Source organism: Sporosarcina sp. Marseille-Q4943 (genome assembly GCF_943736995.1).
In the GTDB taxonomy this organism is placed as follows: Bacteria; Bacillota; Bacilli; order Bacillales_A; family Planococcaceae; genus Sporosarcina.
In genome coordinates, this window is record NZ_OX031157.1 from 1,248,680 (window position 1) to 1,272,450 (window position 23,771).

Consider the following 23,771-nt stretch of genomic DNA (forward strand, 5'->3'; position numbering starts at 1 on the left):
GTTCTACTCGACAAATACATACGACTGAAAATGTCGGTATTTCCCGGGCAATGGAGTTTTCTGTCGTAACCTGTTTCAATCACTCACGCATTCGAAAATCTGCTTCAATCCGTTCTTTCCAGTTTTCCTCTATTTTATTATGCGTCCGCAAGGAACTGATTGTTTCACTGATCACATCGTAGTTCAACTGCGTTCCATCACTGTCTGCAAAATAGTTTGTAGCCCGATCCTCTTCAATTCCGAAGAGATTTGCAGTGGAAATGGCATCAATGTTCGCACCGAGAAATAAAAATTCCCATCCATAATTACTCTTTTGATGCTCAATCATGTTGCGTACTTTTTCATAGGTGAATTCCCGACTGGCATTTTCCATGCCATCCGTCGTAATGACGACCATTACATTTTCCGCACGTTCCTCTTCTGCAGCACGTTTCTGTGCATTGCTTAGTGTTACAATCGTTTTTCCCACTGCGTCCAATAGCGCAGTCGTCCCTCTCACAAAATACTCATGATCCGTCATCGGTTTAATGCTACGAAGGGTAATGCGATCATGCAGCAATTCATAGCCGTCATCAAAAAGGACGGTCGTAATCACAGCTTCCCCCGGTCCCTTTTTCTGCTTTTCCAGCATGGCATTATACCCTCCGATTGTGTCGCTTTCCAGACCACTCATAGACCCACTTCTATCGAGAATAAATACCAGTTCAGTTAACCCTTTTTTCATATCGTTAGCCTCCTAACCATTATTTGTATGTTAAGAATAGCATCCAAGAAGCGCCACTAGGTCGCCTGCAAAGCGACAAACGTTCATACACCTAGCAAGTTTTGTTCAAAAGCGAACAACGCCTCATTGATCTCAAAAAGGTTATAATTTTCTTCAGTTATGAAATACTCGATAATCAAGTCGAATTTGCTACTCGGCGAAAGAGCGAATCCCGCCTTCAGCAATAGATCCTTCGTTTCATCCAAATTCAATTGCAGAGCGATAGCGAACGCAATTGCAGTCGTTTTTTTAGGTCGATAGTGGATATCATTACGGATTTTCGAAAAATGTTTCCGATCGACATTCGCCCGTTTATAGATTTGCGCATCTGTCATCCCTTTTTTGTCAATCCAACGGAGCAACCTTTGGGAAAACGTTTCATCTAATTGCCTCACGACATCTTCCAAGCTTCGACTACTCTCACGAATCGCTTTCTCCATTGGAAAAAGCTCGTATTCACTTTCAAGATTATGGAATATATTTTCGTCGACATAGTTGGCCTCAATAAATTCAGATATCGACACCATGAGTTTCTCCGGCAGCACTATAAAAGCCCCCCTCTAGATAAGCATGATAAAAAGCCATCTATGTCGATTTTTCGAATCACATAGACGGCTTAATTCTTAAATAATTTTGATTAGTACCCAAACTTAGTTTTCGGGTCTACGGATGACGAGTACATCACATTTTGCAGAGCGTACAATGTTTTCAGAGACGCTCCCCATGACGAAGCGTTCGACTTTATTCAGACCCGTCGCACCACAAATAATTAGATCTGCACTCAGTTTGTTCGGGAGCTCTTTTGCAATCAATGCTTTTGGTGAGCCATATTCGACAAGTACATTGACGTTTTGCACACCAGCTTGTACGGCTTCCGCTTTGTATTTGTTCAGCATTTCCTCTGCAGATTTATAGGCGCTTTCCGCGATCGAACGGTCATAAGCCTCAACAGAAGAATACGATCGAGTATCGACGATGGTAACTAAATTCAATGTGGCATCGTTACGGTCGGCAATTGCCGCCGCCTTTTTGAAAGCCCAACCCGACTCATCAGATCCATCTATTGCGACAATTATTTGTTTGTATACGAGCGTCATAGATCTCACTCCATTCTTATTCATATTTACTACTTCGACAGAAAAGGATGAGTTCCTTCCCAATTATAAAAAAAGCCCTCATTTTCCGACAAACTTATTACACTCTGTAGAAGAGCGTAGGTTGTTTACAAACACCCGATACAGGAAATGGTTGATATGCAGTGTAATCTACTATGATACGAAGGGGCAAAAAACAATGGCCAATCAAAACCTGGACATCATTACGTATTTTCAAAAACTTGATCGCAGCTTTTTCATGGATGAACTGAAAGAATTCGCATATATGGACGAGGCCATCCCGATCGGGCATGAACAAACGATTTCCCAACCTTCCCTCGTACTCGAAATGACATTGGCACTCGATTTGCAGCCCGACTCAAAAGTGCTGGAAATCGGAACGGGTTCCGGCTACCAGACCGCCCTTCTCGCCGCCTTCTCGAACACCGTTTGCACAATTGAACGAATTGCCGCCTTGCATGAGCGGGCAAAAGAAAGGTTGAAAAAAGCAGGCTTCTCTAACATCCAATTCAAGCTGGATGACGGCAGCACCGGGTGGGAAGAACACGCTCCTTATGACCGGATTATGGTGACGGCCGCCGCTGCGCAAGTGCCGCGCGAGCTCATGGACCAACTAGCAATCGGAGGAAAAATGATCATCCCAGTAGGGACTCCCCTTCTACAGGAACTTTTGCTTTTGGAAAAAGATGAAGACGGAGATATACAGACGACCGTGTTGGAGGAAGTGAGGTTTGTTCCGTTGAAGGGTAAGTATGAATGATATTTGAGGTAGCAGGCACGAGCCATTAGTAGGTGCCTGCAGAAAAGCCCCAATTTCTTCTAAATGAAGGGATTGGGGCTTCTTTAGCTAGTATTGACTTATGAGATAGGTTGTTTTGGCAAGTAAAACTCTTCCGGAATCGGTCCGAACACTCTTCGGTGGTAGAGCATCGGATCTTTCTCTTGATCAATTCGAATATCTGTAACCTCACCAATCAAAACGGTATGGTCGCCTGCCTCAATCGCTTTGAACGTTTTACATTCAAATACGCCGAATGCACCGTCAATTATCGGCAATCCCTTATCCGACAGGTTCCATTCACAAGCAGCAAATCGATCCTCGACTTTACTTGCAAACGTTTTACAAAGCTCTTGTTGCTCACCTGCCAGAACATGGACAGCAAATTTGCCACCTTCCGTAAACGCTTTCAGCGACGATACACGGTGATCGATAGACCAAAGCAGCATGAGCGGATCCAGTGAAACGGAAGCAAATGAATTCACCGTCAACCCGACAGGCTTTCCACCCTCATCCACTGTTGTGACAATCGTTACCCCTGTTGGGTAATTCCCCATGATTCGTTTGAATAAATCCTGTCTTTCTGCTTTTTCCATGATTAATCTCTCCTTTTAATTTAGAATGCTATCTCCTGCTACCTTACAACGCAGCTCTTCGTCGCGGCAACGAAACGATGCTGTATAGTACTGCCGTCATTATAATGGTTGGGTATACGGCCCCTACAGAATTCCCCAATAAAACAGAGTCACGGACTGCCAAGAAGAAGACTACCCCGAGCGCCCAGACGGCTACAGCTCTCACATTAACCCCTTTTGAATACCAGTATTTCCCGCCCACTTTCTCAAATTCCTTTACATCATAGGAACGCTTTTGGACAAAGAAATAGTCGGCAACTAAAACTCCTAGCAATGCACTTAATACCATACCGATATATTCTAAGAATCCCATAAATGTATATAAGAAACTGGCCAAATAAAGTGGAATGAGCATGGCAAATCCCGCCAAAACTGTAACGAGCCAAATAGAATGAAGCGGCTTGATTTTTTTCGTTACGTTCGTAATTGAAATTCCCGCGGCCATCAGATTCACCACATTTGTTGTAATACATGCGACAACAATTAGCACCAATGCAAACCAACCAAGTCCAAGATTCGTCACAATCGAACTTGGGTCCGAATTATCCGGATTAAATGTTCCTGTCGTAATCGCCGCCCCAATTGTAGCGATAATACCGATAAATGCAAACCACATGAGAGAAAGGCATGCTCCTAGAAGCGGTGCAACGGTTGCTGTTTTAGCGGACCTTGTATACCTCGTAAACTCGGCAATACCGAGAACCCAAGCTAAGCTGAATGCAGCCATAATATCTATCGCTTTCCCGACCGGCATAACCGCATCCGCCGGTGCCTTCCAAGCCATGATGTCTCCTATTGAATGTGTTTTCAACACAACAACCGTGATCCAAATACCTAAAGCCAGAACCAAAACAATTCCAATTCTTTCGACAATTTTAATTGAATTCCTGCCCAAAGAAACGGCAGCTAGATTCAAAATGCTCATAAAGACAATGCCCGCAATCATCGGTCCCGCGCTCCCCGGCTCACCATAAGCGGGCCAACCAAATAACCCTTTTAAGATAAAACTCATGGATATGACGGCAATGAACGTATTAACGACCGCCCATCCTAAAAAAACGATCGTATTTAACACCGTTGGCAAAATACTTCCCTTAATTCCAAAAGCCGGCCTTGTTAATGCCATCGTGGAAGTTCCAACTTTAAAGCCCATATACCCAACAAGCGCTAGAACGAGATAAGCGATAGGATTAGAAATTAAGGTGACTGTAATCGCTCCGGCAAATGCCATTCCAGCAACCGTTCCCCCAACGTACCAGGATGCATTATTCGAGTTGGCTCCAACCCATATTGCGATCATGTCAAAGAAACCTATATTTCTTTGGCTCATTGGAACTTCATCCGTCGCGTAATGTTCTACCGTAACGACATCCTCACCACCGTACGCTTGCTCTGCAGCATCCACCCCAATGCTTGACACTTCAACTTTCTCCGCGGTTTTCAATAATTCTCCCCCTTTTTTAAAATAGCCGCTATCCCCAAAAACAATTAATGGATCTACGTTCTTTCGATCAGCTAACTGTTAACTTCGCATAAGCCTCTCGTAGCGTATCCGGTGTAAATTGCAATTCATCAGGTCCCTCAGACGCCCAGACACTATAATCTACCCCTGATAGTTTGTTGCAAAGTTGATCGGCATCAAAGATTTGGATGTCATAAATCCAGTTCGCCATCATTAAGGTTGCTGCCATATGTGAACCTTCTGTAGTTGTACCGCATATGTCTTTTACCAAATTAATCTGGTAATCACGATAGTAAGCATCCATCGCCGTCGAAATGACACAGACATCTGTGAGGACGCCCCCGATAATTAAATGCTTTACATTCAAACCCTTTAACATTAAATCCAAACTGGATTCATGAAATCCGCTATACCGATATTTATCAATGATAATATCGCCGGGTTCGGGCTTCACTTCTTCCATTATTTCGATTGCCTCTGTACCGGTATGGTAGTAGAGCGGCTCCCCATTTTCATTCAGCGGTTCCCGGTTTCCAAGTCCAATCGCATCCCCTCTATTTAAATGGCGCGTGTAAATGACAGGGATTTTCTTTTGACGGCATAACTCAATCAGACTTGCTGTCTTTTTAATAATTGTTTCCATACCAACGACGTCTGAAGTACCGCCTTCTTTCTGGAGATCAATTAAGAGTAGTGCCGTATTCTCTCCATTCATTTGCCAGGCTCCTTTCAAGTTTATTTCACCGAGGGAATTCTGCCATGTACCATGCAAGAATTGATTAGAAAACCTTCCGGACTTTGAAACGTTTCAATCTATCCGTTATGACTGACAATCGGTTTCCATTCCTTCAGTTCAAGTCGGCGAACATTTTCAATGACGTGTGGATCCGCTTCTGCCATTTCTAAAGCTTCTTCATATGAATCCGCGATATAGACGACGAGTCCGCCGGTTCCATCGGTAAAAGGGCCTCTTGCAAAGATTTTCCCTTGCTCATCCAATCCATCCAGATAGGCGATATGACGTGGAAGGGTTTCTTTATTTTTCTCAGGATCGATCATGTGCAGCAGTGCCGCATAATACGTCATCTTTCTACCTCCTAATTCCGGTTCCAGACAACCAGTTTCATTTCCGTCATTTCTTCCACTGCATATTTCAACCCTTCACGGCCCGTTCCACTTTCTTTCACCCCGCCGTAAGGCATATTATCGACTCGGAATGTCGGGATATCATTGATCATTACACCACCGACATATAGGTTATCCGCCGCGTTCAACGCTGTCGTAATATCGTTTGTGTAAATTCCCGCCTGAAGTCCGTATCGTGAGTCGTTGACGAGTTCCACTGCCTCTTCTACATTTTTCACTTTATTTATGACAACAATGGGTGCAAACACTTCATTGCAAGACACTTTCATCGTAGAGTCCGCATCACAAATAATAGTTGGAAAGAGGATGTTACCTTCCGATTTGCCGCCAGCTACAACTGTAGCACCTTGGCTTTCCGCTTCCTTAATCCAGCTTAGTGTACGCTCTATGTCTCCGGATGAAATCAATGCTGATACATCTGTTTTCTCATCTAACGGATCACCTACGGTCAGCTTTTCCGTTTCAGTTACAAGCTTCGAAACAAACTCTTCATATACATCCTCATGAACATATGCACGTTGCAATGAAATACATACTTGCCCTTGAAAAGCGAAAGCGCCGGTTACACAACGAGGAATGATTTTATCAATGTCGACGCCTTTATCGATGATCACCGCCGCGTTGGATCCGAGTTCCAAGGTAACCCTTTTCAGCCCTGCCTTGCTTCGGATTCCGATTCCGACCGCGGGACTTCCAGTAAACGTGATCATACTGACACGATGATCGGTTACGAGTTTGTCTCCTGTCACTCTGCCGCTTCCTGTCACAACGTTAAGTGCTCCAGCAGGCAATCCCGCTTCAAGAAGGAGCTCTGCAATAAAGAATGAGGATAGCGGTGTTTGCGAAGCAGGTTTTAAGATGATCGTATTGCCGCTTGCGATGGCGGGCCCAACCTTATGCGCAACTAGATTCATCGGAAAATTGAAAGGAGTAATGGCGCCAATCACACCGATTGGTTCACGCACTGTATAAGCCAACCGGTTTTCGCCTCCACGAGCAGCGTCAAGCGGGAGTGTTTCACCGTGAATGCGCTTCGCTTCCTCGGCTGCAAACTTGTATGTTTCAATCGTTCGGCTAACTTCTTGCCTTGCTGTAGCAATCGGTTTTGCCGCTTCTAACGCGATGATTTCAGCAGCTTCTTCCGCTCTTTCTTGCAATGAACGAACCAAATTCTCCAGAATTTCCGCGCGTTTATGAGCGGGCATTTTCGCCATTGCTTGCCGCGCATTCATAGCTGCTTCAATCGCCAGCTCTGTTTCCGCCTCTGTTGCCATAGGTATTTCCGCGATGATCTCACCTGAATATGGAGAACGAATCGAACTGTACTCACCAGCTTCTACCCATTCCCCATTAATAAGTAGGTGTTTCTTTCTCACACTTGTTAACGATTCTGTCATGATCAGGTTAACCTTCTTTCTGTGAATGGGCTTGTTTAGCAGGTTGCCGCTATTGATTTTTCACGATGTTTTTCAACCTCACTGAAATATTCATCAATCTTTATCTTTAATCCACCACTTCCAAATTTAGTACGGTTATTATTTTCATCCATACCTTCTTGGACGTAATCAAGAAATGATAGTATGATTTTCCGTCTTTCAACTATTCTTTCGAATCCGCGTTCATAAAAAAACGTATCGATAGTATTATAGAGTCCCCTGTTGACACCATATTTTTCACTGCACAAACGGATGAATGACAGATCCGGCAAATGAATCGTTTTGTCTATTTGCATGTCAATTGTTCTCCTCTCTATCAATCGTTGCCCGTCACCCTTTAACGCATAATAAACGGATCAGGAATCGGTTCGGATGAAGTGTTCACCCAGACGACTTTACTTTGTGTATATTCGTAAATTGCATCAAAACCGCTTTCTCTACCATGTCCACTTAAACCGGAACCACCGATTGGTGCGATAGGCGATATGCTCCGATACGTATTCACCCAAACAATTCCGGCTCTTACAGCCTTGGCCACTCGGTGGGCTTTTGCAATATCACTCGCCCAAATTCCTGCCGCTAATGCGTAATCTGTGCTATTTGCCAACTCGATCACTTCTGCCTCTTCTTTAAATGGAATGACACTTAAGACAGGCCCGAAAATTTCTTCTCTCGTAATGCGTGCTTTGTTGTCGGTATGTTCGAAGATCGTCGGCTCAAAATACCACCCTTTTTCCAAGTGTTCCGGCCTCTTTCCACCGAAAACAATTTTCCCTCCATCCGCTTTCCCGATGGACACGTACTCTTCAACACGCGCCAACTGTGCCTCTGTTGCAAGCGGACCCATTTCTGTTCCGTCTACTAACGGGTCACCAATCTTGATTTTCGAGACACGGTCAACGAGTCTCTCCATCACTTGGTCATAGATGTCAACGTGTAAAAATGCACGTGACCCAGCGACACAACTCTGCCCCGAAGCACCGAAAATCCCGGCTATGATTCCCATCGCTGCATTATCGGGATTTGCATCATCGAAGACAATATTCGGCGATTTCCCACCGAGTTCAAGTGACACTTGCGCGAAGTTCTCTGCTGTATTCCGGACGACGTGCCGAGCAGACTCGGGGCCTCCCGTAAAAGCAACCCGTCTTACGAGCGGATGAGAAGTCAACGAGTCGCCTACCGGCATGCCGAATCCAGTCACCACATTGACAACTCCCGGTGGAAATCCTGCCTCCTCCACAAGTTTCACAAGTTCAAGTAGAGAAGCGGACGTCACTTCAGATGGCTTAATGACGATCGTATTGCCAGCTACAAGTGCAGGCGCTAACTTCAATGTCGTCAAGTAAAGCGGTGAATTCCATGGCGTGATTGCGGCGACAACACCAAGCGGTTCCCGGGTCGTAAAGGCAAACATATCCCGCTTATCCAACGGCAACGTCTGGCCATGGATTTTATCGGCAAGTCCTGCGTAATAATAGTAGAATTCCGGTAAGTAATTTAATTGTCCTCTCATTTCACGGATCAATTTTCCGTTATCAATCGTTTCGTACTGCGCAAGCTCTTCCACATTTTGAGCGATCAGCTCACCCAGTTTCCTGACAAGCTTTCCTCTCTCGGTATACGTCATATCGGTCCACTCTGAATTCACAAATGCCTGATGTGCGGCTTTCACCGCCCGGTCCACGTCTTCAGCCGTCCCTTTTGCTACGCGACACCAAGCCTCTCCAGTTGCTGGATTATAGCTTGGAAAGTACTCGCCGCTTGATGACGCCGTCCACTTGCCATTTATATACATATCGTATGTTTTTAGCTCTGTTATCAGCTTTGTCACGTCTGCATCTCCTTTACCTCGCAAATACTGTTCTCCCGATGAATGAATGTATTGCTTCGTTGACGATATTCGGTCTTTCGACAGGAAGCATATGCCTCATAGTAGGAACAATGAGCAATTCAGAATCAGCAATCTTCTCATGGATTTGCTGCGCCATTTCGGGTGTGGAACCGATATCCTCTTCCCCCGTAATGACCAATGTCGGAATATGAATCTGATCAAGTTTATCCCAAAGTTCCTGATCGGCCGTTGCAAACAATCTATAAGCAGCTAAGTATGAAGTAGCGTTGTTTGTTTGAAGACGCGTACGGATCCGACCGACAATTCCTTCCTGAGCATGAAGATAATCACGGGTGAACCAACGCTGTATCGCTGGTTCAATCGTAGCTTCAGGCCCCGTTTTCCTCACTTCTTCCACCCGGGCCAGAATTGCTTTTCGTTGCTCTTCCGTCCGATTCGCGACCGCATTCATGATTGTGAGCGTTTTCAATTTCTCTGCGTGCGCTAGTGCAAATGCCTGCGCCACCATCCCGCCCATGGAAAACCCGACGAGGTGAATTTTATCAAGGCCCAGTCCATCTACAACCGCAGTAAGCTGTTCGACAAACTGAAAAAGTGAATAAGGACCCGGAGGATGCGAAGATCCCCCATGCCCTATCATGTCGTACACAATGACGCGGTACCGTTCAGACAAACGATCCACTTGCTGTTCCCACATTGCATGATCCAAGCCGACTCCATGAATGAAAACGAGCGGTTCACCCATTCCTTTTTCTTCATAATGAATGGTCCCCTGATCATACGAAATCGTTGGCATCAGACAAGCCCCAACTCAATCATATCTTGATGGCGATCTCCCGTTCTAGGGTGCGGACGTCCTCCTGTCGATACACTAATGGCAACAACGATTTCATCTGCTCTTGGTGCATCCGGAATTGTTGCTTCGAATGTTAGGAAATGCGAGCGTTTCGAATCTTCGTTTTTGTGGACCATCGGAATAATAACCGCCGTGCCTGCACCGCCGCGTTTATTTGTAAACGGTAAAATGCTTTTACCTTCCACCGCATCCCGGAACTTGTTTCCAAACTTCAATGTATGAATAAATGCAGATGCATGCTCCATTTCCCCATCCACACCGACAACAGCAGCTTTACCGAATGCTTCAACGTCATCTGCCGTTTCAATATGCTTGAACAATTCAGCCACTAGCAATTCACCGATCTGCGGTGCATATTCGTTGATTTCAGGCATCAAATCCTCAACAAAACCTCGTTGAACCCAAGGATTTTTCATCACTAACATCGTTGTAATCATCTTGATCGGTTCCTCGATCTGCAGACCGCCCTCAATACGTGTTTCCTCAATCGCTGTATATACTTTACGAATTTCTAGCATGTTTACAGTACCCCCTGTTTACTTTTTGTGAAATTAGGCATGACTTCTTCTGTGAATAACTTCAAGCTCTTCATCATTTTCTCGTGCGGTAAATGACTATGGTTTACCCAGAGCAGTAGATTTTGTAAATTCAATTCTTCTTGTAGTTCCTTAATTTTTTCCGTCACATACTCCGGTGTACCGAATAATAAGTTTCGCGGATGAAGGAATTCATACGTTAATTGCTGGCCAAGTTTCACTTCTTCACCTGGATCCATCAGATTTCCAAGCCCTCTCCAGTGGCAAATCCAGCGATATGTGTTAAGGACTGCTTCAGCAGCGTCTTCACGGGCCTGTTCCATCGTTTCCGCTACATACACATCGCGGACAAGTGCAATCCCTTCACCAAGCGGCACTTCGTAGCCACGTGCTTGCGATGCTTTTTCACGATACAATTCAAAGCGTCCCTTCAACTCTTTCACTGTAGGCATCCAGAACATCGCATTGATGCCTGTTTCAGCCGCAATTTCAATCGAACGTGGAGAATCGATTGTTTGCCAAATTGCAGGCATGCGATTTTGGTAGGTCCTTGGCATAATCGAGATTTTATTGATTTCGCCTTTTTCCATATCCATGAATTCAGGAGACGCTGGACTCATCGGGTGACTCCATTTCAATCCTTCTGGCGGATACTTGTAGATGTCCCCTTCATGTGAAAAGAAACGATTGGACCATGCTTTTTTCATAATCTCCACCGTCTCTTCAAACAAAGCGCGGTTCTGATCATTGTTTTTCGGATCTGCTAATGGATTTAGATTAGCTGCTTCACGGCCATACAATCCCCGAGCTAAACCAACCTCCACGCGTCCTTTGCTCAATTGGTCCAACATGGCAATATCCTCGGCCAAGCGTAACGGATGCCAGAACGTGGCGACGTTCGCTGCCTGACCAATCCGAATATTTTTTGTCCTAGCGGCAATGTCCGCACCGATCATAAGTGGATTGGAAATCAATTCATTTCCTTCATGACCGAAGTGATGCTCTGTATACCAGATGGAATCGTAACCGTTTTCATCGCAATAGACAGCTTGCTCACGTGCCTCATCCAACACTTTATAATACTCGTCATGACGACCTGGCCCTGCTAGGTTCGCAAAAATTCCGAATTTCATATTGATATTTCCCCCTTAGTTTGTATTGTCTTGATACAATTTCTTCGCAATCCCTTTTTTCAATCCCATAGCACTTTTCTTAACATGCATGCGCATTGTTTTTTCCGCTGCCTCCCGGTCCCCACTAAGGATGGCTTCTAATATGAGTTGATGTTCCTTAAGAGATTCCCCCAAACGGTTCGGAACATCGATGCTCAAGTAAACATATCCATTGTATGGAATTTGATTTAATAAAAGGTTGTAAAAGTAACCCAGCTTTGAATTACTAGCCCCATCCAGAATTGCTTTATGAAAACGATTATTTGATTCAACAAATAGTTTGTGATCTTTTTTCTCTACAGCGATCTCCATTAAAGCCACCGCTTCTTTAACTTGTTCGATCGCTTCCTCGTTTCCACTTTCCGTCAAGATTCCTGCTGCGAATCCTTCCAATGCTTCTTTCACAGAAAATAATTCATCCAAATCTTTTTCGGTCGGCTTCAATACGCAAGTTCCAACTCGTGGGATTATTTCAACTAACCCCTCACGTTCCAGTTGCTTTAGCGCTTCCCTGATCGGGGTCCTACTCACCTTATAAGTCTGTGATAACGCAGCTTCAGACAATTGTTTCCCGGGTTCATATTCACCCGTGATGATTGCTGTACGTATCGCGTTGGTTACTTGAGTCGTGATACTTGTCGTTAATATAGGTTGAGTTATGACTAACACACCTTTCTATCTTTATATTTGCATTGCCATGTACCATGGTAGATATTCTCGTGTCTTATTAAAACCAATCTTGCAATACGCACTACCGACATAGCGAAAATATACTATCGGCTTGCATCTACCATGTACCATGCAAGAAGATTTGATAATAGATTAATATACAACTCTTCAGATGTCAATAAATATTTAGAAATTTTACTATAGTCATTCTGGAGTTTTATAGTTGACTGCGGAAAAAGAATTGGAATCCACAGCTGGTAATGGATCTTTATTTTCTTCAACAATCCCCTGCTCTATCGCTAACGTTTTTGCAACTTTTGGCGCGTACCATACTATCGGGAGCATTAATATGGACACTGGAACCGCTGCAATGACCACGAATGATTGCAATGCACTTATTCCTCCGCCTCCAATTTTAATTAAAATTATTGCAATAATAGCCATGATCGTTCCCCAAAATACACGAATTACTTTTGGGGGGTTCCCATCCCCTGTCACACCCATTGATATTGAATAAGACATGGAATCGACAGTTGTGACAACGAATAGTGTTGTTAGAACAAGAAAGACAGTCGGCATAATCGCACCTAGCGGCATCTGTTCTGCAATCGCGATGATCGCACTCGGTAGGCCCCCGTCCTTCAGCGGACCACTAACCGATCCTACGTTATTCAATTCGTAAAAAATGCCCGTCCCACCTAAAACAGTAAACCAAAAATTAGTGATCACGGGTGCTAACACAGCTACAACAATGAATATCTCCCTAATCTTGCGGCCATTGGAAATCCTCGCCACGAAGAGAGCAACCAAAGGACCGAAGCCAATAAACCAACCAAAGAAAAACAGCATCCAATACCCTAACCATTCCTCATCCCCACGGAACGTACTGATATTCATAAATTCACTTATATATGTCCCAAAAGACGACATGAATGAGTTAATAATAAACAGACCTGGACCGAGCACTAAAAGAAATCCTGCGATGAGAATCATCATATTCACATTCAATTTACTTAACCACTGAATCCCTTTATCAATCCCTGTTAACGTCGAAACTAATACAACAGCTGTCAAACCAATTATGATAAGAAATTGTGTGCTAAATGTGTCCGATACTCCGAAAATCGCATGTAAACCATAACTGACTTGCAATCCTAAAAAACCAATCGGACCAATCGTTCCCGCAGCAGCCCCAATAATACAAAAAACATCTGCCGCTATCCCCCACTTACTAGTCAACACCCTTTTTCCGAGTATTGGATATAACAATGTCCTTGGTTTCAAAGGCATTCCTTTGTGGTTGTGTGCGTAAATAAGGATGATTGCACTGATCGCACCATAAACAGACCATGCCGTGAACCCCCATGACATATAACTCTGAGCCAAAGCGGGACCAATCGCATCGGTCGTCGCCCCGACAATCCCTTTATGCATTGGTGGTACTTCTAAAAAGTAATACATTGGCTCAGCTGCGGCCCAAAACACTCCACCAGCTCCAAGACCTGTTGTAATAATGACCGCAACCCATTTAAAGTAACCCATTTCCGGCTTATGCCGATCTCCAAGCTGAACCTTTCCATATTTAGAAAGTGCCAACACCGCCCCCACACCGAATGTCGCTAACATAAGAAACTGCCAATAAGCCCCAAAGTATCGAATTGAAAAATCAAAACCAGTGCTCACAAGTTTACTCACTGCATCTACTTTGAAGTAGGACAGTACAACAAATGCCACAAGCGCTCCCCCGCTTAAAAGGAATACAGGCCAGTCAACCTGCTTCCGAATATACCCCCAATAATTTTTCATTACTTTCCCCACCCCTTTGTTTTTTCATTCAAATATTGATAACGATTCTCTTAACTTGCATGGTACATGCAAGTTTCCGTTCAGATTATATTACGTTTTCTAAATTGTCAATACCTTTCGGGAGAATGAAATATATTGTTAAAAATAGTGTAAAATTCGTACGCCGCAGTGATAAACTGGCCGGTTAACTGCCCTATTCAGTTCAAACATAGGTCCTAGTTCTCAAAAATCTCGAATGGAAAATAATTTTCAACACAAAAAAACACCTACCCTTGATCGAATTTTAGGTCGATGGGTAGGTGTATAAATGTACTCTTCCTTGGGTTACCTTTGGAGTAAACCATTCAAACTTTCCAAATCACTCACTTAATAACAAGCACAAGAAGATGAAGTTTACGAACAGGTGATTATACCAAAGTTATTACTCCGTTTCTCTACTATCAAATGACCAAATTGTTTGGTTTTTAACAGCTCCGGAAGCGATTAATCCATCTATCGTTTTAAGATAATAAACTTCAGAATCTTGTCCTTGAAAAACAGCTTCTCCAGTTACACTTTCACCTGGATTTATAGTTCCTTCAAAATGATTTACGCTTTCATGCAATTTGGAGAAATCTCCTGCTCCACCTGAATCCAGGCTCTTCGTAAAGTTTAAATTATCTATGATATCCAAGACATCATATGGTTCATCGCCAATATTTTCTACAGTCATTTCAGCAATAAAATAATAGTCAAGACTAGGGGTTTTCCCATCGATTTCATCGACTTTTTTCACCGAATTGACTGTAATTTTGTATTTTCCAATTGTGCTCTCTGTTTCTCCCGAATCTCCAATCTTAAGGTCGGTCTGGTCTTTGAAACCTCCACTAGATTGATCAGCATCAATAGGATTGTTTTTTTGATTATCATTACTTTTTTCGATAGAGTCTTCGTCCCCTTGTTTACCTGAATCCGAATTGCAAGCAGCCATAAGGCTCAAACTTAACAACATTGCCCCTGTTAATACTAGTAATCGTTTCATATCCAATCTCCTCTAAACATTATTATATATACCCTCTCTTATACTACTAATCAGCAAATTAATTTCAACTAATACTATTAAAACCTGTGCTAACTGATCAAAAAAGCACACCACCCCGGATCTTTCCTGTGTCAATCTAAAAACAGGTAGCCGAAATAATGTGCCAGTTTACTCTTTTATGCAGTCGCTATTTTGACAGCTGTTCTATACAATAACTCAGTGCCGACAGCAATATCTTCATAAGTCGAAAATTCCGCAGGATCATGACTGATACCGTCTTTAGATCGCACGAAAATCATGGCAATTTTACAATCTCGCGCCATGGAGAGTGCATCGTGGAACGCCCCGCTCGTAAGTTCCGGAACGACTCCGAGCCCCATCGCTTTACTCTCTTCACGCATGACGTCTAAAATATCCTCACTGCAAGGCTCTGGAAAGATATTCGTATCTTCGTAAATCGTAAACTGCAGACCATTTTCTTGGGCGGTTTGTCCAATTAAATCACGTAATTGCGCTTCATATCGATTGCGTCTGTCCAAGTTAATATCTCGTAAGTCGATCGTAAAAATAACCCTTTCCGGGACAATTGCTCTCGCATTTGGGTAGATTGTTAAGTTCCCAACTGTGCCGACAGTCGGGGCAGTTTGATCTTGTCTTACGATGTCTTTCAATCCGGAAATGATTGCAGCGGCACCCACTAATGCGTCTTTTCGCAACTTCATCGGAACGGTACCGGCATGGCCCGCAGACCCAGTCAGTTCCACGGTTAGCCAGAGCGGCCCGGAAATCCCTGTAACGATTCCGACAGGAGCATTTGCTTCCTCCAACACAGGTCCTTGTTCAATATGCAATTCAAGATACGTATCAATCAATCCTTTTGGATATTCTGAAGCAGTGAGCTCGTCAGGGTTAGTCCCAAATTCTAGTAACGCTTCTCGCCTTGTGATCCCATCCTTATCCGGACGGTCAAGTTCCCCTTCCTCTAATTGGCCGGTAATCCCCCTGGATCCGAATAATCCTTTGTTAAACCGGAAGCCTTCTTCATCGCAAAACGCCATAATTTCGATTGGCATTTCAGGCTGAATATTTTGTTCTTGCATCGTTTGGACAACTTCCAATCCGCCAAGCACACCAATTGGACCGTCAAATCGTCCACCGGATGGCTGGGAGTCAATATGTGAGCCGAGCATCAAAATAGGTGCATCTGGATTTTCCCCTTCCAGTCGTCCAATTAAATTCCCGAAGTTATCGACTCTCGTTTGTAAACTGGCTTCTTCCATCCACCGCTTCACAAGTTCGACTCCTTCTTTATATTCCTTTGACAAAGCTAATCGGCATACGCCAGTTTCACCAAACTTGCCGATTTCAGCGAGCTGATCAATATATTCTTGCAATCGTTTTTGGTTGATCGTTAATTTTTCCAGACTCCTGTTTACCACGTATTATTTCCCCCTATTAAGCGTTCGCTTTCTTATCTTTCGCTTTTTCCACGTTATAAATGATAGCGATTGAAATCGCAACACAAGAAGCAATTTTTAGTAAGGATGGGATTGGTGAGAAAAAGACCCCTATTCCGATGAGTACCGCCATGACACCGTATTTTGGCTTGCTAAAGGCAAATTGCCCTAGCACTGCACCAAAAATAGCAGGAAGGACGAATACAAATGATGCTTGGATTGATTCGGGGATTAGGTTGACGATAAATGTTCCGCCCAAAACAGTCAAAATGATGACGATCGTATTCGTTAAAGAAGCGAGGGCAATACCGAGTACTCCAGCTATTTCGGCTTTTTGCGTTCCAAGTTCTGCTCCGACAGCTTTTTGGGCAGCCGATGAACAAGGGACGCATAGATTCGCAATATTTCCGGACAAAAAGGCGATATACGTTCCGCCAATTCCGAGAATCGGGAAGTATGTGACAGGTTCAACAATCCATAACACTCCAATAAACGCTGCATACCCTAGCAGTCCGGCAAAAATTGCTCCCCATCCCGGATGGGCACCGAGTACGAAAGACAAGTACATCGGTAATCCGACTGAAGCAAGCATGACTAATAAAATCGTTAAGCGCCCCCAGAAGTGGGACTGTTCATGAAACCTCGTCATTGAACTACTAGCAGACTTAGCTTTTGCTTTGGAAGCTGCACGGACAACCTCTTGACTCATGCTCATTTTCATTCCTCCTTAACTATAAAAATTTTAGGTAAGAGCAATAACCATCGTTCCGACAATCATTCCACAAACCATTGAAATCCCAAGTGACCATTCGCGTAGCCAACTTATATTTTTCTTATCGGCAATTGACATGCAGACAATCATGATTCCGAGTGAAGCGATTCCTGCGAAGAAAAAGCCCAACCCTTTGAGCATTTGCTCGCTTGCTAAATATCCGAATGCACCAAGCATGGCTGCCAATGAAATACTTGCAACCGCTTTAGGGTTTTTCCTGCGGATTGCCTTCTCTGCTTTTCCAAGAGATTTTGTGAAAAGGAATGTGACGAGGAGCCAGCCCATTCCACCTAAACACATCGTCCAAACGACTGTAGCAAACGCTTTTTCATTAAATCCAGCGCCCCCTAGCTCAACGCCGAAAGCTTTTGCACCAATATGAGCTGCCGCAGTTTCTGTTGCGGCCGAGCCGATAATTCCGATTCGCATCATTGTGATCGGTGGACCAAGGAGTGCGATTAACGAAACGATAACAATGGCAATCCCGAATGAAGGTCCTAGTGAGCTAATAAAGCCTGTCCTGATCGCCCTTGACACTTCCGCAGGTGTTAATCCTGCATCAGGGGCGGCTTTTTTAGCAATGCTCATGAATTTTAAAGCTTGAAAAATGACGACACCCATTACGAAAAAAGCAACGATCCACACGACAGTACCGTTAGCAAAACTCATTACATTTTCCGGCATGTACAATTCTCCTTCCAAGGTTTTCTGATTATATTCGACTACGATACGACCAATATTTTATTCCGTCAGATAATCAAATACAGATGCGATGAAAAGCCTTCCGATTGAGATCATTGCTCTTTCGTCAACATTAAACTTAGGATGGTGATGAGGATAGACATCGTTTTCCAGCGCACCTCCCACCCAAAAAAATGTTCCGGGCACTTCCTTTAAATAGTAGGCGAAGTCTTCCATCCCCATTTGAGCTGGAATATGTTTAATTAATTCATGATCAAACAGGTCTCGCGCAACTCTTTCAACGCGGTTTGTTTCTGCAGGGTCATTGATGACAGCAGGGTAACCACGAACATATCTAAACTCGGCTTTTGCACCAACAGCTTCACAAGTTGACACGACAACCTTTTCAAGGGATGCTTCAATCTTGTCACGAACATCTTCATCAAACGTGCGGACAGTTCCTCTGATCCGTGCCGAATCCGGGATGACGTTAAAACTGTCACCGCCTTCAAATGTTGCCACTGTCACGACAGCCGGTTTGACGGGATTTACTTGTCGACTGACAATCTGTTGTATATTTAAGAGAACTTGTGCACCGGCAATAAGCGGATCCACGGTTAAGTGAGGCGTAGCTGCATGGCCACCTTTGCCGTAAATTTCAATTTCAAACGTGTCCCCCGCCGCCATTGCTTCCCCTTCTTTAAAACCGATAACACCGAGAGGATCCATTGAACTGACGTGTGCACCATAGATGACATCCACCCCATCAAGACAACCGTCTTCAATCATTGGCTTTGCTCCCCCGGGAATCACTTCCTCGGCGAACTGATGAATAAAGACGACTGAACCAGCGAGTTTGTCTTTGTTTTCACTAAGAACTTTAGCAACGCCAAGTAAGGCAGCGGTATGTAAATCATGGCCGCAAGCATGCATGACACCCGGAATTCGAGATTTATAGTCAAGATTATTCTCTTCTTGGATTGGAAGCGCATCAAAATCCGCTCGTAGCGCCACCGTTTTTCCAGGCTTGTCTCCTTTTAACGTCCCAACGACACCACGGCCCCCAACACCTGTCTTCACATCGATTCCGAGAGAGTCTAAAAACTCCGCGACCTTCCTAGGTGTGTTGACTTCTGTGTGTGAGAGCTCCGGATACATATGAAGGTCCCTTCTGAACTCTACTAGTTCAGGATAAACTTCATCCAACCTAGTGAACATTTTTTCTAGCATTGTACGATTCCTCCCATTTTGAAATTGTTATTTTAAGTAGGGTTCGACACCTAAACGAGGTTGCTATATAACAACATGATTGTTTGACTCTTTTGATTTCACCACTATACAGGACTGACAAATGAGGTGCAAGGCTATTCGGACATTATAAATTTTTTAATTATATTTAACCACTCCGCAAACTTATTTACTTTTCAGGCATCTGTGTTCTGTAATGAAAGTAGTAGTATAGCTGTTTTATAACAGTACTTCCGTTACAAAGAAAAAACACCACCTCTTGATTGGAATCAATAGGTGGTGTTTGGAAACTTCAATATTTCAATCAACCAGCACGTTTTTTCTTTCAAATAAGGTGTGCTTCCGGTAGGTCGAAAGTCACAAAATGACCATATAACTCGGGAAATGATCGATAACTCTTGGGAAATGAACGATATCTCCCGTGAATTGATCGATAACTTCTGGGAAATGAACGATAACCCGCCGGAAATGATCGATATTCCTCGTCATATCCAGTAATCATGCAGATATGGCCATACCGTTACGCGTAAAATCGTTCCCAGCTGCCGAACTTCGATTTTGACGCCTTCAAAGTAGACAGCGCTGTCAGGGTAGACGTGAACGCGGTCATCTGGGAATATCACTTCAAATGTGCCGGCTTTCTTTGCTTCCGCACGAAAAATGTTGGTGCCTTTCTCCCTCATGACAACAGCGATCTGCTCGGAACTTTCCGGGATGTTAAACGCACCGATTTTGTGCCCGGGCTTTACGGAGTAGTATTCATCATTACTTAGGTCAACCGAATGCGTCGTTCTCTCCTGCAGCGTTCCGATTTCGTAATAGAAGTGGGCTGTTTTTTGCTGAGCCTCTATGCCGTATCGAATTTCCTCGCCGCCCTTGTAGCGGACTGTGGCAATGTATAGGCCCGGCTTGTCAATATCGATACAAATATTGTCGCGCACGCCTGTTTTACAGTAGTTGAACGGTGCGTCATCCGTCAGCTCCTCCCCTTCCATCGTCGACAGGGCAACCCGCTCCACCTGCTTCGTCTGCTCAAGCGTCATTTCAAGCGCAGCGGCTGTCGGGAACAGTTCGTCCGTCTCTTCCATTGTCAACTCCCATACGCCATCCGTTTTCTTAACATGCACATAATATTTTTTGTGTTTCACTTCATTCGGAAAATAGACGCTCCCCTCCCCAAAGCTGAGCGTGCCGGTTCCTTCCTTCAACGGGACGAGTTGTAGACGGTCGCCCGTGTAGCCTGCCGGCGTGTCCCTGCCCCTCGCCAATGCCGCCTTGAAGACGCCCGGATTTTTTTCACTGTCGTTGAACCACGCGATCTTTTTCCAGCCGAAGTCGCTTCCATGGAGCGTCTTCATCTGCGGCTTCGCTTCTTCGGTTGCTTTCATCAGTTTTGCCGCCTGGCCCCTCGTGATGGAGGCATTCGGGCTGAAGGTTGTCGGAGACGTTCCCGCCGTGATGCCGAGACGATGGATAATCAAAATGTTCGGCGTGTGCGAAACGAACGGTTTCACATCTTTGAACGGACTTTCGTATTCCGGGATGTCATAGCGCGGCAAATCGAATGCTTTCACGAGAATCGACGCCATCTGCCCCCGCGTGATTGGATCATTCGGACCGTAACGGCCGTCCGCGTAGCCTCCGATAATTTCCTTCTCCGCCAACGCAGCAATCGCCTTGTAATAGCCGTTTGCAGGCGTCACATCCTTAAAACCTGGATCCTTCACTTTCTCTGTATCTAACCCGATCAACTTCACGATGAGGGCCGCTGCCTGCCCCCGAGTAATCGGATTCCCCGGCTTGAACGTGCCATCCGGATACCCGCCGATGATATTGCGTTCAGCGAGTTCATTCACCGCTTCTGCAAAATGCTTCGTAGGAGGCACGTCAGAGAATTGCTGTTTGCCTTCCGCGGTTCCGGTCAGCGGAAAACTGAACGTCATTACCAATGCTAAAAATGCCGTAACTAGTTTTTTCTTCATTTTTCCCTATCCTTCCTGTCTTTTATAATTCTATTTTTGATAACGTACAGACGAGAGATTCCGGGAAAAGTTTCAAAAAGATTTAAATATTAATAAAAGAACTTAACTGCTCATTTATTAAGTGTGCAACCAAGCGGTCGCGCAGCACTTACTTGATTTATCTATTTTTCAAGACTATTGCCAAGATAATTTTATATTACTATACTGTTCCAAGTTGCTTATAGATTTGTTACATTTTTAGGATAGGCCATGCGTGTTTAATTCCCAAATGGGTATCGTACATAGATAAGGCCCATTGATTCGTCCCAAAACAGAAATACTGTGGCCAGTATAAAGGAGAGGGATAGAGCATCACATCGTCCTCTCGACGTAAAGGAAAGGTGAAATTGCATGATTGAACTTAACCAGATCACAACATTGTTTCTAGCTGCAGCACTGTACTTGCTCGGCACGGCGCTTGTCAACCGGATCGGCATCCTTGACCGGTTCCTCATTCCTGCTCCGGTCGTCGGCGGTCTGCTGTTCGCGATAGTCGCACTCATCTTGAAATCGTCCGGCATTGTGGAAGTCTCATTAGATACATCCTTGCAATCCTTGTTCATGGTCGCCTTTTTCACGACAGTTGGACTCGGTGCAAGTTTTAAACTGATCAAGCTTGGCGGCAAGCTCTTGATCATCTATTTGCTGCTGTGCGGCGTAACCGTTTTCATGCAGAACGTAATTGGCGTTTCCCTTGCGAAAGTTTTCAATATCGATCCGTTGCTTGGCGTCATGAGCGGCGCCGTGTCGATGAGCGGCGGACACGGTGGAGCGGCTGCATACGGGACGACGATCGAAGGTCTCGGCGTCGCATCCGCCGTGACGATAGGAATGGCCGCAGCGACACTCGGATTGATCTGCGGAAGCCTGTCCGGTGGTCCGATCGCCCGGCACCTAATTGGCAAGTATGACTTGAAGCCGAAAGAAGGCACAGTTGCAGAGTATGTGGAAGAGGATGAAAAGCCGATCGGCCAACATTCGTTCATGATTCAAGTGACGCTGATCACGTTAGCGATGGCATGCGGGATAATCCTTGGCGACTTGTTCACCGAAGCGACCGGCTTCGTCTTGCCCGGCTACATAGGCGCGATGTTCTTTGCGGTGCTCATCCGCAACATCATGGACCGTTTCTTGCCGGGAACTATCAACATGAAGGAAATCAATCTAATCGGAGACGTGTCGCTCGCCATTTTCCTATCCATGGCACTCATGAGCATCAAACTATGGGAACTTGCAGGACTTGCGCTTCCACTCGTGGGAATTATCCTCGTTCAAGTGGTCTTCATTGTCGCATTCTCCGTGTTCATCATGTTCCGCGCACTCGGCAAGGATTATGATGCAGCGGTCATGATTTCCGGTTTCCTCGGCCACGGACTCGGTGCTACGCCAAATGCGATGGCCAATATGGGTGCCACTGTGAGTAAGTTCGGCCCTTCACGCACCGCGTTCCTCGTCGTCCCGATCGTCGGCGCGTTTCTGATGGACGTCGTCTTCAGCGCACCGATCATCATCACAACCATTAACCTGTTGGCACCGAAATAAATTGTCGGAATCTTGTCGGTGCCTGTGTAAGAAACATTCATGTTAATTCAACCAATTTGAATAATAATAAATGAGAAGCTGGTTTTCCCGGCTTCTCATTTTATATTTATGCAATTGTAGTGAATTGGCTGAATAGTGTATTACACAGGCACCTGAAAGTTATTTCCGGATAACATCAATAAAATGCTTCAAATTTCTCGCCGTCAGTCCCCAAATCGTGTAAGGTCCGTACTCGAAGAACCATTCTTCCATCGTACGCCCCCTCCATTGATAGTTCACTCCATTCCGGATTTTGTCGTATGGAAAATTGGAATCAGGCGAGAGATTCACCATAACGGGGTGCATATACGGTTCGTGCTCAAGAAGATATTGAAGCGGCACGGTGAACACATCTTCAACCTCATTTTTATTATAAGACCGAATGATTTCCTTATAGTCTACAACTCCAGCAAACGGATAGACAACAAATGACGGTGACGCAATATACGGACTTAGCTGGCCTAGCACTTCTACAGTATTAGGATTCACCCCAAGCTCTTCATGCGTTTCCCGCAAAGCCGCGAAAAGAGGCGATTCATCGGTAGGATCTATTCGGCCACCAGGAAAGCAAATATCTCCAGGCTGGCTCCTCATCGTCGACGAACGGACTTCGAACAGCACACACCATTCCCCTTCCACCTCAACAAGTGGAATTAAAACAGCCGAACGGAAAGCAGTCGCTTCGCCAATAAATAACTCTTTATTGTTTCGCAACTGTTCTCTCCATTTTTTCTGATTCATGAAATCATCCCCCACCCTGC

24 protein-coding genes and 1 pseudogene are annotated in these 23,771 nt (G+C 44.7%); 2 read left to right on the top strand and 23 right to left on the bottom strand.

Annotation, left to right across the window (positions count from 1 at the left end):
* Positions 1-79 precede the first annotated feature (79 nt).
* The 3 genes from NIT04_RS15180 to NIT04_RS15190 form a co-directional block, all read right to left on the bottom strand.
* Positions 80-724: a vWA domain-containing protein gene (locus tag NIT04_RS15180; RefSeq protein ID WP_252504376.1), complete on the bottom strand. Its 645-nt coding sequence runs from the start codon at positions 722-724 to the stop codon at positions 80-82.
* A gap of 83 nt (positions 725-807) precedes the next feature.
* Positions 808-1,308 (bottom strand): helix-turn-helix transcriptional regulator, encoded by a 501-nt coding sequence (locus tag NIT04_RS15185; RefSeq protein WP_252504377.1) that lies wholly within the window; start codon positions 1,306-1,308, stop codon positions 808-810.
* Between the two features lie 105 nt (positions 1,309-1,413).
* Entirely contained in the window at positions 1,414-1,860 is a 447-nt protein-coding gene (locus tag NIT04_RS15190) for a universal stress protein (protein WP_252504378.1), read from the bottom strand.
* 196 nt (positions 1,861-2,056) lie between these two features.
* Between NIT04_RS15190 and NIT04_RS15195 the strand changes: the two genes are divergently transcribed.
* Entirely contained in the window at positions 2,057-2,638 is a 582-nt protein-coding gene (locus NIT04_RS15195; protein WP_252504379.1) for a protein-L-isoaspartate(D-aspartate) O-methyltransferase, read from the top strand.
* A gap of 98 nt (positions 2,639-2,736) precedes the next feature.
* On the opposite strand, the gene NIT04_RS15200 is transcribed toward NIT04_RS15195, so the two are convergent.
* The 19 genes and pseudogenes from NIT04_RS15200 to NIT04_RS15290 all read right to left on the bottom strand — a co-directional run bounded on the left by NIT04_RS15200 (position 2,737) and on the right by NIT04_RS15290 (position 21,390).
* Positions 2,737-3,252 carry a flavin reductase family protein gene (locus tag NIT04_RS15200; protein WP_252504380.1) on the bottom strand — a complete coding sequence of 172 codons (516 nt, stop codon included), beginning with the start codon at positions 3,250-3,252 and terminating at the stop codon, positions 2,737-2,739.
* 43 nt (positions 3,253-3,295) lie between these two features.
* Complete coding sequence (locus NIT04_RS15205; protein WP_252504381.1) at positions 3,296-4,735, bottom strand: cytosine permease; 1,440 nt, start codon at positions 4,733-4,735, stop codon at positions 3,296-3,298.
* Positions 4,736-4,802: 67 nt separating this feature from the next.
* The gene (locus NIT04_RS15210) at positions 4,803-5,468 is read right to left on the bottom strand and encodes a cysteine hydrolase family protein (RefSeq protein ID WP_252504382.1); all 666 of its coding nucleotides are present in this window, start codon (positions 5,466-5,468) and stop codon (positions 4,803-4,805) included.
* Between the two features lie 98 nt (positions 5,469-5,566).
* Positions 5,567-5,839, bottom strand: coding sequence for a YciI family protein (locus NIT04_RS15215; protein ID WP_252504383.1), 273 nt, complete (start codon positions 5,837-5,839; stop codon positions 5,567-5,569).
* Between the two features lie 11 nt (positions 5,840-5,850).
* Entirely contained in the window at positions 5,851-7,296 is a 1,446-nt protein-coding gene (locus NIT04_RS15220) for an aldehyde dehydrogenase family protein (protein WP_252504384.1), read from the bottom strand.
* Positions 7,297-7,331: 35 nt separating this feature from the next.
* Positions 7,332-7,631 (bottom strand): hypothetical protein, encoded by a 300-nt coding sequence (locus NIT04_RS15225; RefSeq protein WP_252504385.1) that lies wholly within the window; start codon positions 7,629-7,631, stop codon positions 7,332-7,334.
* Positions 7,632-7,672: 41 nt separating this feature from the next.
* The gene (locus NIT04_RS15230) at positions 7,673-9,169 is read right to left on the bottom strand and encodes an aldehyde dehydrogenase (protein WP_252504386.1); all 1,497 of its coding nucleotides are present in this window, start codon (positions 9,167-9,169) and stop codon (positions 7,673-7,675) included.
* Positions 9,170-9,182: 13 nt separating this feature from the next.
* Positions 9,183-9,986 carry an alpha/beta fold hydrolase gene (locus NIT04_RS15235; protein ID WP_252504387.1) on the bottom strand — a complete coding sequence of 268 codons (804 nt, stop codon included), beginning with the start codon at positions 9,984-9,986 and terminating at the stop codon, positions 9,183-9,185.
* Positions 9,986-10,564, bottom strand: a complete 579-nt coding sequence (locus NIT04_RS15240) for an amino acid synthesis family protein (protein WP_252504388.1) — start codon at positions 10,562-10,564, stop codon at positions 9,986-9,988. The genes NIT04_RS15235 and NIT04_RS15240 overlap by 1 nt, the downstream gene beginning before the upstream one ends.
* 2 nt (positions 10,565-10,566) lie before the next feature.
* Positions 10,567-11,715, bottom strand: a complete 1,149-nt coding sequence (locus NIT04_RS15245) for an LLM class flavin-dependent oxidoreductase (protein WP_252504389.1) — start codon at positions 11,713-11,715, stop codon at positions 10,567-10,569.
* A gap of 15 nt (positions 11,716-11,730) precedes the next feature.
* Complete coding sequence (locus NIT04_RS15250) at positions 11,731-12,159, bottom strand: GntR family transcriptional regulator (RefSeq protein ID WP_252505124.1); 429 nt, start codon at positions 12,157-12,159, stop codon at positions 11,731-11,733.
* Positions 12,160-12,210: 51 nt separating this feature from the next.
* Positions 12,211-12,423, bottom strand: a pseudogene (locus NIT04_RS15255) (GntR family transcriptional regulator); the annotation flags it as partial.
* Between the two features lie 204 nt (positions 12,424-12,627).
* The gene (locus tag NIT04_RS15260) at positions 12,628-14,229 is read right to left on the bottom strand and encodes a BCCT family transporter (protein ID WP_252504390.1); all 1,602 of its coding nucleotides are present in this window, start codon (positions 14,227-14,229) and stop codon (positions 12,628-12,630) included.
* Between the two features lie 421 nt (positions 14,230-14,650).
* Entirely contained in the window at positions 14,651-15,250 is a 600-nt protein-coding gene (locus tag NIT04_RS15265; protein ID WP_252504391.1) for a DUF4352 domain-containing protein, read from the bottom strand.
* 176 nt (positions 15,251-15,426) lie between these two features.
* Positions 15,427-16,689, bottom strand: coding sequence for a M20 family metallo-hydrolase (locus NIT04_RS15270; protein WP_252504392.1), 1,263 nt, complete (start codon positions 16,687-16,689; stop codon positions 15,427-15,429).
* Positions 16,690-16,705: 16 nt separating this feature from the next.
* The gene (locus NIT04_RS15275) at positions 16,706-17,422 is read right to left on the bottom strand and encodes a small-conductance mechanosensitive channel (RefSeq protein ID WP_252504393.1); all 717 of its coding nucleotides are present in this window, start codon (positions 17,420-17,422) and stop codon (positions 16,706-16,708) included.
* Positions 17,423-17,449: 27 nt separating this feature from the next.
* Positions 17,450-18,163, bottom strand: coding sequence for a DUF5058 family protein (locus NIT04_RS15280; protein ID WP_252504394.1), 714 nt, complete (start codon positions 18,161-18,163; stop codon positions 17,450-17,452).
* A 57-nt stretch (positions 18,164-18,220) separates the two neighbouring features.
* On the bottom strand, positions 18,221-19,390 hold the full coding sequence (locus tag NIT04_RS15285) for an amidohydrolase (protein WP_252504395.1): 1,170 nt from the start codon (positions 19,388-19,390) through the stop codon (positions 18,221-18,223).
* Between the two features lie 503 nt (positions 19,391-19,893).
* Positions 19,894-21,390, bottom strand: coding sequence for an S-layer homology domain-containing protein (locus NIT04_RS15290; RefSeq protein ID WP_252504396.1), 1,497 nt, complete (start codon positions 21,388-21,390; stop codon positions 19,894-19,896).
* 390 nt (positions 21,391-21,780) lie between these two features.
* On the opposite strand from NIT04_RS15290, the gene gltS reads away from it, so the two are divergent.
* Positions 21,781-22,971, top strand: a complete 1,191-nt coding sequence (gene gltS / locus NIT04_RS15295; protein WP_252504397.1) for a sodium/glutamate symporter — start codon at positions 21,781-21,783, stop codon at positions 22,969-22,971.
* A 159-nt stretch (positions 22,972-23,130) separates the two neighbouring features.
* On the opposite strand, the gene NIT04_RS15300 is transcribed toward gltS, so the two are convergent.
* Positions 23,131-23,751, bottom strand: coding sequence for a CoA pyrophosphatase (locus tag NIT04_RS15300; RefSeq protein ID WP_252504398.1), 621 nt, complete (start codon positions 23,749-23,751; stop codon positions 23,131-23,133).
* Between the last annotated feature and the right edge of the window lie 20 nt (positions 23,752-23,771).

What these genes read in the sequence shown, in the direction of transcription:
- NIT04_RS15245 (WP_252504389.1), bottom strand. Translation starts at nt 11,715, where the DNA reads ATGAAATTCGGAATTTTTGCGAACCTAGCAGGGCCAGGTCGTCATGAC.
- NIT04_RS15275 (WP_252504393.1), bottom strand. Translation starts at nt 17,422, where the DNA reads ATGAGCATGAGTCAAGAGGTTGTCCGTGCAGCTTCCAAAGCAAAAGCT.
- NIT04_RS15210 (WP_252504382.1), bottom strand. Translation starts at nt 5,468, where the DNA reads ATGAATGGAGAGAATACGGCACTACTCTTAATTGATCTCCAGAAAGAA.
- NIT04_RS15240 (WP_252504388.1), bottom strand. Translation starts at nt 10,564, where the DNA reads ATGCTAGAAATTCGTAAAGTATATACAGCGATTGAGGAAACACGTATT.
- NIT04_RS15235 (WP_252504387.1), bottom strand. Translation starts at nt 9,986, where the DNA reads ATGCCAACGATTTCGTATGATCAGGGGACCATTCATTATGAAGAAAAA.
- gltS (WP_252504397.1), top strand. Translation starts at nt 21,781, where the DNA reads ATGATTGAACTTAACCAGATCACAACATTGTTTCTAGCTGCAGCACTG.
- NIT04_RS15200 (WP_252504380.1), bottom strand. Translation starts at nt 3,252, where the DNA reads ATGGAAAAAGCAGAAAGACAGGATTTATTCAAACGAATCATGGGGAAT.
- NIT04_RS15215 (WP_252504383.1), bottom strand. Translation starts at nt 5,839, where the DNA reads ATGACGTATTATGCGGCACTGCTGCACATGATCGATCCTGAGAAAAAT.
- NIT04_RS15260 (WP_252504390.1), bottom strand. Translation starts at nt 14,229, where the DNA reads ATGAAAAATTATTGGGGGTATATTCGGAAGCAGGTTGACTGGCCTGTA.
- NIT04_RS15190 (WP_252504378.1), bottom strand. Translation starts at nt 1,860, where the DNA reads ATGACGCTCGTATACAAACAAATAATTGTCGCAATAGATGGATCTGAT.
- NIT04_RS15195 (WP_252504379.1), top strand. Translation starts at nt 2,057, where the DNA reads ATGGCCAATCAAAACCTGGACATCATTACGTATTTTCAAAAACTTGAT.
- NIT04_RS15290 (WP_252504396.1), bottom strand. Translation starts at nt 21,390, where the DNA reads ATGAAGAAAAAACTAGTTACGGCATTTTTAGCATTGGTAATGACGTTC.
- NIT04_RS15180 (WP_252504376.1), bottom strand. Translation starts at nt 724, where the DNA reads ATGAAAAAAGGGTTAACTGAACTGGTATTTATTCTCGATAGAAGTGGG.
- NIT04_RS15225 (WP_252504385.1), bottom strand. Translation starts at nt 7,631, where the DNA reads ATGCAAATAGACAAAACGATTCATTTGCCGGATCTGTCATTCATCCGT.
- NIT04_RS15285 (WP_252504395.1), bottom strand. Translation starts at nt 19,390, where the DNA reads ATGCTAGAAAAAATGTTCACTAGGTTGGATGAAGTTTATCCTGAACTA.
- NIT04_RS15280 (WP_252504394.1), bottom strand. Translation starts at nt 18,163, where the DNA reads ATGCCGGAAAATGTAATGAGTTTTGCTAACGGTACTGTCGTGTGGATC.
- NIT04_RS15300 (WP_252504398.1), bottom strand. Translation starts at nt 23,751, where the DNA reads ATGAATCAGAAAAAATGGAGAGAACAGTTGCGAAACAATAAAGAGTTA.
- NIT04_RS15220 (WP_252504384.1), bottom strand. Translation starts at nt 7,296, where the DNA reads ATGACAGAATCGTTAACAAGTGTGAGAAAGAAACACCTACTTATTAAT.
- NIT04_RS15265 (WP_252504391.1), bottom strand. Translation starts at nt 15,250, where the DNA reads ATGAAACGATTACTAGTATTAACAGGGGCAATGTTGTTAAGTTTGAGC.